General features: G+C 73.2%; 11 protein-coding genes. 7 read left to right on the forward strand and 4 right to left on the reverse strand.

Features of this window, described 5'->3' with window-relative positions; translation table 11 throughout:
• Positions 1-157: 157 nt before the first annotated feature.
• From ON36_RS26490 to ON36_RS26510, 5 genes are read left to right on the forward strand one after another with little or no spacing between them, the layout of a single operon-like run.
• Positions 158-565, forward strand: coding sequence for a roadblock/LC7 domain-containing protein (locus ON36_RS26490; RefSeq protein WP_043658992.1), 408 nt, complete (start codon positions 158-160; stop codon positions 563-565).
• Between the two features lie 4 nt (positions 566-569).
• Positions 570-941, forward strand: coding sequence for a DUF742 domain-containing protein (locus ON36_RS26495; protein WP_043658994.1), 372 nt, complete (start codon positions 570-572; stop codon positions 939-941).
• Positions 922-1,548: a GTP-binding protein gene (locus ON36_RS26500; protein WP_043658995.1), complete on the forward strand. Its 627-nt coding sequence runs from the start codon at positions 922-924 to the stop codon at positions 1,546-1,548. The genes ON36_RS26495 and ON36_RS26500 overlap by 20 nt, the downstream gene beginning before the upstream one ends.
• Positions 1,545-2,804, forward strand: coding sequence for a cytochrome P450 (locus tag ON36_RS26505; RefSeq protein ID WP_043658997.1), 1,260 nt, complete (start codon positions 1,545-1,547; stop codon positions 2,802-2,804). Before ON36_RS26500 ends, ON36_RS26505 begins: the two co-directional genes overlap by 4 nt.
• A complete protein-coding gene (locus tag ON36_RS26510) occupies positions 2,801-4,027 on the forward strand; it encodes a cytochrome P450 family protein (RefSeq protein WP_043659000.1) in 1,227 nt (408 codons plus the stop codon). The genes ON36_RS26505 and ON36_RS26510 overlap by 4 nt, the downstream gene beginning before the upstream one ends.
• Positions 4,028-4,051: 24 nt before the next feature.
• On the opposite strand, the gene ON36_RS26515 is transcribed toward ON36_RS26510, so the two are convergent.
• On the reverse strand, positions 4,052-4,864 hold the full coding sequence (locus ON36_RS26515; RefSeq protein WP_043659003.1) for an Rv1486c family protein: 813 nt from the start codon (positions 4,862-4,864) through the stop codon (positions 4,052-4,054).
• A 59-nt stretch (positions 4,865-4,923) separates the two neighbouring features.
• Positions 4,924-5,748, reverse strand: a complete 825-nt coding sequence (locus ON36_RS26520) for a DUF3097 domain-containing protein (RefSeq protein ID WP_043659006.1) — start codon at positions 5,746-5,748, stop codon at positions 4,924-4,926.
• Between the two features lie 67 nt (positions 5,749-5,815).
• Here ON36_RS26520 and ON36_RS26525 point away from each other — a divergent pair, with 67 nt between their 5' ends.
• Together ON36_RS26525 and ON36_RS26530 are read left to right on the forward strand one after the other, a co-directional pair.
• Positions 5,816-6,247, forward strand: coding sequence for an NfeD family protein (locus tag ON36_RS26525; protein ID WP_043659008.1), 432 nt, complete (start codon positions 5,816-5,818; stop codon positions 6,245-6,247).
• A 5-nt stretch (positions 6,248-6,252) separates the two neighbouring features.
• Positions 6,253-7,527 carry an SPFH domain-containing protein gene (locus ON36_RS26530; protein ID WP_083885441.1) on the forward strand — a complete coding sequence of 425 codons (1,275 nt, stop codon included), beginning with the start codon at positions 6,253-6,255 and terminating at the stop codon, positions 7,525-7,527.
• An 89-nt stretch (positions 7,528-7,616) separates the two neighbouring features.
• Here ON36_RS26530 and ON36_RS26535 read toward each other — a convergent pair whose 3' ends face one another.
• Both ON36_RS26535 and ON36_RS26540 read right to left on the reverse strand, forming a co-directional pair.
• On the reverse strand, positions 7,617-8,984 hold the full coding sequence (locus ON36_RS26535) for an NtaA/DmoA family FMN-dependent monooxygenase (RefSeq protein WP_043659011.1): 1,368 nt from the start codon (positions 8,982-8,984) through the stop codon (positions 7,617-7,619).
• Between the two features lie 12 nt (positions 8,985-8,996).
• Positions 8,997-10,156 (reverse strand): LLM class flavin-dependent oxidoreductase (locus tag ON36_RS26540; protein ID WP_043659012.1); only part of this gene is annotated, 1,160 nt, incomplete at its 5' end.

A 10,156-nucleotide genomic window follows, 5' to 3' on the forward strand; every position in this document is an offset into this window, starting at 1 on the left:
GGCGGCGCGGCCAGACCCTGTCCGCCGCCCACCCGCAGGGCGTGCCGCAGGGGACCGCGCCCGCACCGTCGTCACCGCCGGTGCGCCCGGGTGCGCTGGGCGCCTTCCAGCGCGCCTTCGGCACCGACCCCGCCCCCCGTGATGTGGAGGAGACCGAATGACGACGACCGCGACCCAGCTGAGCTGGCTGCTCGAACAGCTGCTCGAGCGCACCCCGCGCACCCGCCACGCGCTGCTGCTGTCGGGCGACGGCCTCAAGCTGTGCCACACACCGGAACTGAGCGTCGACCGCGCCGATCAGCTGGCCGCGATCTCGGCGGGCATCCAGAGCCTGGCGCACGGTGCCTCCGTCGAGTTCGGTGACGGGCGCGGCGGCGTACGCCAGTCGATGACCGAGTTCTACGGCGGCATCCTGTTCGTGGTGGAGGCGGGGGCTGGCGCGCACCTGGCGGTGGTGGCCGCCGAGGACGGCGACGCCGGGCTGATCGGTCACACCATGCGCGAACTGGTGGAGAAGCTCGGCGAGTACCTGTCGGTCCCGCCGCGCGGCACGGCGGGACGGTAGCGGGATGGCTCCCCGGGGTCGGTCCGACACCCCCGACCGCCTCTACACGCTCACCGGCGGGCGCACCCGGCCCGACACCGACATGTTCGACCTGGTGAGTCTCGTCGTCAGCGAGTGCGAACCGGCCCCGGGGATGCAGTCCGAGCACGCGGCCATCCTGGACATGTGCCGCGCGCCGACCGCGGTGGTCGAGATCGCGGCCGAGCTGCGCGTGCCGGTGGGCATCGCGGCGGTGCTGCTCTCGGACCTGCTGCTCGCGGGCAAGATCACCGTTCGGCACCCGCGGGCGCGGCGTGCCGTGCCCGGATACGACTGGGTGCCCGACCCGGACACCGCCACGCTCGAGAAGGTGCTCGTTGGACTTCGCAAGCTCTGATCCCCGTCCCACCCGCGGCCAGGCGCCGCTGCCCGCCACGGTGGGGGAGGGGCTCAAGATCGTCGTCGTCGGCGGTTTCGGCGTCGGCAAGACCACGCTGGTGCGCTCGGTGAGCGAGATCCGACCGCTCGACACCGAGGCCACCATGACCACCGAGGGCCTCGGCATCGACGACCTGGCCGCGACCCCGGCCAAGACCGCGACGACGGTGGCCTTCGACTTCGGCCGCATCACCATCGACGACGAGCACGTGCTGTACCTGTTCGGCGCGCCCGGTCAGCAGCGGTTCTGGTTCCTGTGGGACCGGCTGTTCCTCGGGGCGCTCGGCGCGGTGGTGCTGCTCGACCAGCGCCGCATCGCCGACTCCTGGTACGCCATCGACCGGCTCGAGCACCAGGGCACGCCGTTCGTGGTCGCCTGCAACGACTTCGGCGGCACCGGCACCACCGACCAGGTGCGCGAGGCCCTCGACCTGGATCCGGCCGTGCCGCTGATCACCTGCGACGCCCGCGACCGGGAATCGGCCAAGACCGTGCTGATCACCCTGGTCGAACACCTCTACCGCGCCGTGTCCGCCCGCGCGTCCACCAGGGAGACCGCCCGATGACCAGTCCCGACGTCAGCGCCTGCCCGGTCTCCGGCCCGGGCCCGGTTCCGTTGAGCGGACCGCGTTTCCACACCGACCCGTTCCAGCTCTACCGGGAGATGCGGCGCAGCCACGGCCCGGTGGTCGCGGTCGAACTGCCCGGGGGCATCCCGGCCTGGCTGGTGATCGGCTACCGCGAAGTGCACCAGGTGACCAGCGACCCCGAGCTGTTCCCCCGCGACGTGGCGCTGTGGAACCAGTGGCCCAACATCCCCCCGGACTGGCCGCTGCTGCCGATGGTCGGTTCGCCGCGCCCGTCGATCTACTTCACCGCGGGCGCCGAGCACCGCAGGCACCTGAGCATGGTCGAGCCCGCCCTGGACGGCGTCGACCCCTTCCGCCTGCGCCGGGTGTGCGAGAACCTGGCCGACCGGCTCATCGACGGCTTCTGCGGGCGGGGCAGCGCCGACCTGGTCGCCGACTTCGCCGAACCCCTGCCGGTGCTCGCCCTCGCCTGGGTGCTCGGCTTCCCCGACGCCGACGGCCCGCACCTCGCGTGGGCGATGAAGGCCCTGGCCGACGGCGGCGCCGACGCGCACGCCGGCTACCAGGCCTTCGGCGAGGCGATGGGGCGGCTGCTGGCGGCCAAGAAGGAGTACCCCGGCGACGACCTGGTCTCGCGGATGCTGGCCCACCCGATGCCGTTCAGCGACGAGGAGTACGTCCAGGACATGATGGCCGTCGTCGCGGCGGGCCAGCTGCCCACGGCGGACTGGATCGGCAACGCGGTGCGCCTCATGCTCACCGACGACCGGTTCGCGGCCGCGCTCGGCGGCGCCCGCGCCGGGGTCGGCCAGGCCATGGACGAGGTGCTCTGGGAGGACACCCCCACCCAGATCCTGGCGGGTCGCTGGGCCGCCCGCGACACCCGGCTCGGCGCGCAGAGCCTGCGCGCCGGGGACATGCTGCTGCTCGGCCTCGCCGGGGCCAACAGCGACCCGCACATCCGCCAGCAGGTCGACCCCGGCCACGTCCACGCGGGCAACCGGGCCCACTTCTCGTTCAGCTACGGCGAGTACCGCTGCCCGTTCCCGGCGCAGCAGATCGCCGAGATCATCGCGCGCACCGGGATCGAGGTGCTGCTGGACCGGCTGCCCGACCTGGACCTGTCGGTGCCCGCGGCCACGCTCGTCCGGCGACCGTCGGCGTTCCTGCGGGGAATGACGTCACTCCCCGTCCGCTTCACCCCAGTTCGTGCTCTCGGAGGTACCCCGTGAACCAGCCCTGCCCCCACGCCCTGGCCATCGACCCGATGGTCGGCGATCTCGCGGGAGAGACCACCACCCTGCGCGAGGCCGGCCCGGTCACCCGCATCGAGCTGCTCGGCGTGCCCGCCTGGACCGTCACCGACACCGCCGTCGCCCGGCAGCTGCTCACCGACCCCCGCCTGGTCAAGGACATCAACGCCTGGTCGCTGTGGGCCGACGGCGTGGTGACCCGGCAGTGGCCGCTGATCGGCATGATCGACGCGGGCCGCTCGATGTTCACCGTCGACGGCGCCGAGCACCGGCGCCTGCGCGCCAAGACCAGCCAGGCGCTGACTCCGCGGCGGCTCGAGGAGATCCGCCCCGCGATCGAGCGGCTGACCGCCGAACTGCTGGAAGACCTGGACAAGGCGGGGGCGAACGGCGAGGTCGTCGACCTCAAGTCGGTGTTCGCCTACCCGCTGCCCATGCGCGTCATCAGCGAGCTGATGGGCGTGGACCGGGCCGACCATCCCCGGCTGCTCGACTGGTACAAGGCGTTCTTCTCCCTGCTGACCCCGCAGGACGAGCGGCTGCGCGTCATCGACGAGATGGACGTCTACTACACCGAACTCGTGCGCGCGAAGGCGGCGAACCCCACCGACGACCTGACCACCGACCTCATCCGGGCCACCGACGGCGGCGAACCGCTGACCGAGGAGGAGGTGGTCGGCAACCTCAAGGCCCTCGTCGCCGCCGGGCACGAGACCACCATCGGGCTGATCCTCAACGCGGTCCGCGCCCTGGTGAAGCACCCCGAGCAGCTGGCGGCCGTGCGGGCGGGCGAGCTGGACTGGAAGCAGGTGGTGGAGGAGACCCTGCGCTGGGACAGCCCGGTCACCCACCTGCTGATGCGCTTCGCGACCGAGGACATCACCGTCGGCGACACCGTCATCGCCGAGGGCGAGGGCGTGGTCATGTCCTACCGCGCCATCGGCCGCGACCGCGCGGTGCACGGCGACGACGCCGACGAGTTCGACGCCACCCGCCCGACCGCGAGCCGGCACCTCGCCTTCGGGTACGGCCCGCACATCTGCCCCGGCGCGGCGCTGTCCCGCCTGGAGGCCGCCGTGGCCCTGCCCGCCCTGTTCGCGCGGTTCCCGAACCTGACCCTGGCCGTGGACGACGCCGAGCTCACCAACCTGCCGGTGCTGACCCAGAACGACCTGGCCGCGCTGCCGGTGCGCCTGTCCTGACGGGTCGGGGTTCGATCGCGTGGGTCAACGCCGCTGCGCGGCGGCGTTGACCGCGGTGAGCCGGGCGCCGCGCAGCGTGCTCCACAGCGGGCGCAGCAGCGACTCGTGCGCGTCGGCGGCCGAGGCCGAGGTCGGCGAGGACGCCGGCTGGTGCTGGGCCACGGTGAGGATCGCCGCGACGTGATCGGCGGTGTCGAGGATCCGTTTGGCGCGCAACGGGATCGAGTCCGGATACGCGTGGCGCGAGTAGGCGGCGAGCAGATCCGAGACCATCTCGCGCGGGTCGTCGTCCCCGTCGCCGACGGCGGTGGTGTGCAGGCTCGCCAGCGCGTCCGCGGCGTCGCGCACCGCCTCGCGCATCGTGTATTCGGCCTCGCCGAGCGACATCTCGGGCCCGGGATCCGGCGGCAGCACCACGCTGTAGACGGTCCACTGCAGCGTCTCGTCGTCGTCCCAGTGCGGGATGAGGCCGGTGCCCTCGCCGCCGGGGAGCCCGATCAGCAGCCCCTCCTCGGCCTCCACGGCGTCGGCGGCGAAGGCGGTGCCGACGGGCAGCCCCCGCACGTCGCCCGGGGCGGGCAGGACGAGGCGCAGCTGCGCGCCCGCGGGCGCCATGGCCTCGCGGATGAGCTTGAGCAGGGCCATCGCTCCCGAGCCGGTGGTCTCCCCGTGCGCCGAGAACGGCACGTCGGTGCGGCCGCCCGTGTGCGGGTCACCTGCGGCGATGGTGTGCCGCGGCGCCCAGGCGTGCAGCGCCTCGAGGACGTCGTCGGGCGCGCCGGCACCGGCCAGCCAGGAGCCGGCCCAGACCGTCAGCGTGGCACTGGGAGAGCACATAATCATCGAGCATAAAACAGGTGCCCGGCGCGCGCCGGTGCTGCGGGGGATTGCGGGCCTCACTCCGGTTCGGTGACGAAGTCGATGAGCCGTTCCACCGCCCCGAGCAGCGGCGGCTCCAGGTCGCGAAAGGTGCTGACCGCGTTGTAGACCCGGCGCCAGCCCTCCTGGGGCGTGCCCCAGCCGAGGCGGGCGCACACCCCCGTCTTCCAGTCCTCCCCGTGCGGTACCCGCGGCCATGCCTCGATCCCGAGCGCGGCCGGGCGCACCGCCTGCCACACGTCGACGTAGGGGTGCCCGGTGACCAGCACGTGCGGGCCGAGGCCGGTGGTGAGCCGGGTCTCCTTGGAGCCGGTCACCAGGTGGTCGACCAGCACGCCGACCCGCTGACCGGGGCCGGGACCGAACTCGGCCAGCCGGGCGCCCAGGTGATCGAGGCCCTCGAGCTGCTCGACGACCACGCCCTCGACCCGCAGGTCGTGGCCCCACACCCGCTCGACCAGGGCCGCGTCGTGTACGCCCTCCACCCAGATGCGGCTCGACCGCGCCACTCGCGCGCGCAGCCCCTCCACGCGGGTCGATCCGGAGGCCGAGCGCGAAGGCTGTTGTGGTGGCGCGGCTTTCGGGCGGACCAGGGTGACGGGCTTGCCGTCGATGAGGAACGCGGCCTCGCGCAGTGCGAACAGGCGGACCGCGCCGCGCCCGTCCTCGAGTTTGACGAACTCGCCGTCGTAGCTGCGGTCGAAACCGACCACCGCGCCGCAGAATCCGCTGGCCGCGTCCTCGACGACGAGGTCGCGCCGCGCCTCGACCCGCGGCACCGGCACCCGCTGGTTACGCGTGTGCCCCGAGAAGATGTCACCGTACCCACCACGCCCGCTCACATCCGCAAAACTACCGTGCCGCCCGGTACACCGGCCGGAACCGGGCCGAGCGGGTACCGTTGGCGAGGTGGCCGCAATCGTCTGGCTGGTCGCGGGATTGCTGCTCGCGGCGGCGGAAATGCTCACCGGTGATCTGACGCTGCTCATGCTCGGCGCCGCGGCGCTGGGCACCGCCGGGGTCAGCGCCGTGACCGACCTGCCCGTGGTCGCCGACGCGGTCGTCTTCGCCGTGATCGCGGCGGTCCTGATCCTCGGCGTGCGGCCGGTGCTGCGCCGCCGCTTCGGCACCCCGCCGCCGCTGGCGACGAACGCCGATGCGCTGCCGGGCAAGTCGGCGCTCGTGCTCGAGCCGGTGGCCGAGCACAGCGGGCTGGTGAAGCTCGGCGGTGAGGTGTGGACGGCCCGTCCGCTCGATCCGGCCGAGTCCTATCCCGAGGGAGTCACCGTGTACGTGATGAAGATCGACGGCGCCACCGCCGTCGTCTGGAAGGGACCCTGATGGAGATCGCGGCGCTCGTCGTGCTCGTCGCGCTGCTGCTGCTCGTCGCGGTGGTGGCGTTCAAGACCATCATCCTGGTGCCGCAGGCCGAGGCCGCGGTCATCGAGCGGCTCGGCCGCTACCAGCGCACCGTGTCCGGCCAGCTGGCGTTCCTCGTGCCCTTCGCGGACCGGGTGCGCGCCAAGGTCGACCTGCGCGAGCGGGTCGTGTCGTTCCCGCCGCAGCCGGTCATCACCCAGGACAACCTGACCCTGCAGATCGACTCGGTCGTCTACTTCCAGGTCACCAGCCCGCAGGCCGCGGTCTACGAGATCAGCAACTACATCGCCGCGGTCGAGCAGCTCACCGTCACCACGCTGCGCAACGTCGTCGGCGGCATGACCCTCGAGGAGACGCTGACCTCGCGCGACCAGATCAACAACCAGCTGCGCGGCGTCCTCGACGAGGCCACGGGCCGCTGGGGCCTGCGCGTCGCGCGGGTGGAGCTCAAGTCGATCGATCCGCCGCCGTCGATCCAGGAGTCCATGGAGAAGCAGATGAAGGCCGACCGCGAGAAGCGGGCCATGATCCTGACCGCCGAGGGCACCCGCGAATCGCAGATCAAGACGGCCGAGGGCGCCAAGCAGGCCCAGATCCTGGCCGCCGAGGGCGCCAAGCAGTCCTCCATCCTGGCCGCCGAGGGCGAGCGGCAGAGCCGCATCCTGCGCGCCCAGGGCGAACGCGCCGCCTCCTACCTCCAGGCCCAGGGCCAGGCCAAGGCGATCGAGAAGGTCTTCGCCGCGATCAAGTCCGGCAAGCCGACGCCGGAGCTGCTGGCCTACCAGTACATGCAGACCCTGCCCCTGGTGGCGCGCGGCGACGCGAACAAGGTGTGGCTGGTGCCCAGCGACTTCGGCAAGGCCCTCGAAGGCTTCGCCAAGAGCTTCGCCACCCAGGGCCCGGACGGGGTGTTCCGCTACGAACCGCCCGCCGAGGAGGAGGCCCCGGCCGAGATCGAGGACGACACCGACGTCGCGGACTGGTTCGACACCGCACCCGACCCGGCCGTCGAGCGCGCGGTCCGCGCCGCCGAGGCCACCGCGCGCACCCCGGTCGAGAGCCCCGAACTCGCCCGGCCGCCGCAGCAGCCACCGGTACCGCCCGTCCCGCCGCACCTTCCCGGGCCGCCGCCGCAGCAGCAGTTGCCCCCGCAGACGCCGCCGGTACCGCCCGCCCACGGCTACGGCGACTGGGCGCCGCCGCCCGGCCCCTCGGGCGACTGGCAGCCGCCGCGGCCCTAGGTTTCCGTGGCCGACCGAGGCCACGCCGCCCGGCCACCGGACGCGGATCGAGGGGCCCGCGCGGTTCCGCCGCGCGGGCCCCGCTCGGTTCAGCGCGCCGTAACCGGGGTCGCCGAACGGATGTCGGGCAGGCCCAGGTTGTCGCGCAGCGTGGTGCCGGTGTACTCGGCCCGCAGCACCCCGCGGTCCTGCAGCAGCGGGACCACCCGGTCGACGAACTCGTCCAGCCCGGTCGGGACCAGGTGCGAGCCGAGGATGAAGCCGTCGGAGCCGTCGCTGCGCACGAAGGAATCGATGTGCTCGGCCACCTCGGCGGGGGTGCCGACCAGCGGGCCGCGCTCGAACTGGTCGATGACCACCTCGCGCAGGCTCAGCTTCTTCGCCTCCGCCACCTCGCGCAGCCTGCGCGCGGTGGCGAAGCGGTCCTGGTGCAGGAACGCCCGGCCCTGGATGATCGGCGCGGCCTCGGGATCGGGGTCGATGTCGGGGACCGGGCCCTCGGGGTCGTAGGCCGACAGGTCGCGGTTCCAGATCTGCTCGAGCAGGATCAGCGCCGTCTGCCCCGTCACCTGCTCGCGCTGGACGGCCCGGTACTTCTCCTCGGCCTCGGCGGTCGTGTCGCCGAGCACGAAGCTCGCCGACGGCAGGATCTTGATGTCGCCGGGCGCCCGGCCCGCGGCGACCGCGCGGGCCTTGATGTCGCGGTAGAAGTCCGCGGCCTCGGGCAGCTTGCCGTAGGGGGAGAAGATCGCGTCGGCGTTGGCCGCCGCGAAGTCACGCCCCTGGGGCGAGACGCCGGCCTGCAGGACCACCGGCCTGCCCTGCGGGCTGCGCGGGACTCCGAACCGGCCGGAGATGTCGAACTGCCGCCCCGTGATCGCGAAGGCGCCCGCGTCGGGCCGGGCCAGGAAGCGCCCGGTCTCCTTGTCGGCGACCAGGTCGTGCACCGACCACGAATCCCACAGCGCCCGTACCGCGTTCAGCGTCTCCTCGGCGCGGACGTAGCGGTCGGCCGGGTCGAGGAACCCGCCGCGGCGGAAGTTGCGCCCGGTGAAGGCGTCGAAGGAGGTGACCACGTTCCAGGCGGCCCTGCCACCGGACAGGTGATCGAGGGTGGCGAACTGGCGGGCCAGCTCGAAGGGCTCGTTGAAGGTGGCGTTGATGGTGCCCGCCAGCCCGAGGTGCTCGGTGACCGCGGCGAGCGAGGCCAGCACGGTGAAGGTGTCGGGGCGGCCGATGATGTCCTGGTCGAAGATCTGCCCGGCGCGTTCGCGCAGGGCGAGACCCTCGGCGAGGAAGAAGAAGTCGAACTTGCCGCGCTCGGCGGTGCGGGCGGTGTGTTCGAAGCTGCTGAAATCGATCTGGCTGCCCGCCTCGGGGTGCCACCACGCCGTGTGGTGGTTGACGCCGCCGAGGTAGGCGCCCAGGATGACCTGCTTCGTTGATTCGGTACTCACGGATGACCTCGCTCAGGCGGTGGCGTAGCGGTTGACGACGGTGGTGGGCAGGCCGAGCAGCCCGCGCAGCGAGCCCTCGGTGTAGGCGGTGCGCGCGAGCCCGCGCCCGCGCAGGACCGGCACGAGCCGGTCGGTGATCGCGGCGAGATCGTCCACGGCGACGCCGGGGCGCAGGCGGAACCCGTCGACGCCGCCGTCGCGCCACGTCGCCAGCAGGTCGGCGAGTTCCTCCGCGCTCCCGGCGAACACCGCGGCGTCGGAGGCGAACTCGGCGGCGGCGTTCAGGCGCGCCAGGCGGTCGGCCCCGGTCTCGGCGGGCGTGTCGAGGAAGACCACGAGGTCGGCGAAGACCCGCAGCCGCTCGCCCGTACGGCCCACCGCGGTCGCGGCCTCGGCGACCGCGGCCAGCACCGGGGCGGGACCGTCGGCCAGGGTCGGGGTGACGAAGACCAGATCCGCCGAGCGCGCGGCGAATTCGTAGACCAGCGGGCCGTGCGCGAGCGCGGTCACCACCGGCTGGCCCTGCGGCGGCCGCGGGGTGATCGACGGGCCGCGCACGCTGAACCAGCGACCCTCGAAATCGATGTGGTGGAGTTTGGTCCGATCGATGAACCGGCGGGTCGCGACGTCGCGGATCTCCGCGTCGTCCTCCCAGCTGTCCCAGAGCCTGCGCACGACCTCGACGACGTCGGCGGCCTCGTCGAACAGGTCGCGCAGCGCCTGCGGCCAGACCCCGGTGCGCAGGGCCTCGGCGAGGTCCTCGGCGCTCAGGTCCGGCTCGGGCCTGCGCCCGAACAGGGCGGCCTCGCCCGGCGCGCCCGACACCCGGGCCTGCCAGCCGGCCCGCCCGCGCGAGGTGAAGTCCAGGGTGGCCAGGGCCTTGGACACGTGGAAGGGCTCGGTGTGGGTGGTGGTGACGGTCGGGATCAGCCCGATGTGGCGGGTGACCGGGGCGACGCGGGCCGCGACCAGGTGCGCGTCGAGGCGGGCGCGGACCCGGTCGACGGCCTCGTCGGGGCGGCCGTGCCGCTCGCCGGGGATACCCAGGCTGTCGTCGATGGTGACGAAGTCGAGCAGGCCCCGCTCGGCGGTGGTGACCAGGTCGGTCCAGTAGCCGGGGCCGAACAGGTCGGCGGGGCGGGAGTTCGGTTCGCGCCAGGCGGCCGGGTGGT

This window comes from Nocardia thailandica NBRC 100428 (assembly GCF_000308795.1).
Taxonomy (GTDB): domain Bacteria; phylum Actinomycetota; class Actinomycetes; order Mycobacteriales; family Mycobacteriaceae; genus Nocardia; species Nocardia thailandica.

Excerpts from the sequence above, each read along its gene's own strand:
- ON36_RS26490 (WP_043658992.1), top strand. The coding sequence starts at position 158 with ATGACGACGACCGCGACCCAGCTGAGCTGGCTGCTCGAACAGCTGCTC.
- ON36_RS26495 (WP_043658994.1), top strand. The coding sequence starts at position 570 with ATGGCTCCCCGGGGTCGGTCCGACACCCCCGACCGCCTCTACACGCTC.
- ON36_RS26505 (WP_043658997.1), top strand. The coding sequence starts at position 1,545 with ATGACCAGTCCCGACGTCAGCGCCTGCCCGGTCTCCGGCCCGGGCCCG.
- ON36_RS26515 (WP_043659003.1), bottom strand. The coding sequence starts at position 4,864 with ATGTGCTCTCCCAGTGCCACGCTGACGGTCTGGGCCGGCTCCTGGCTG.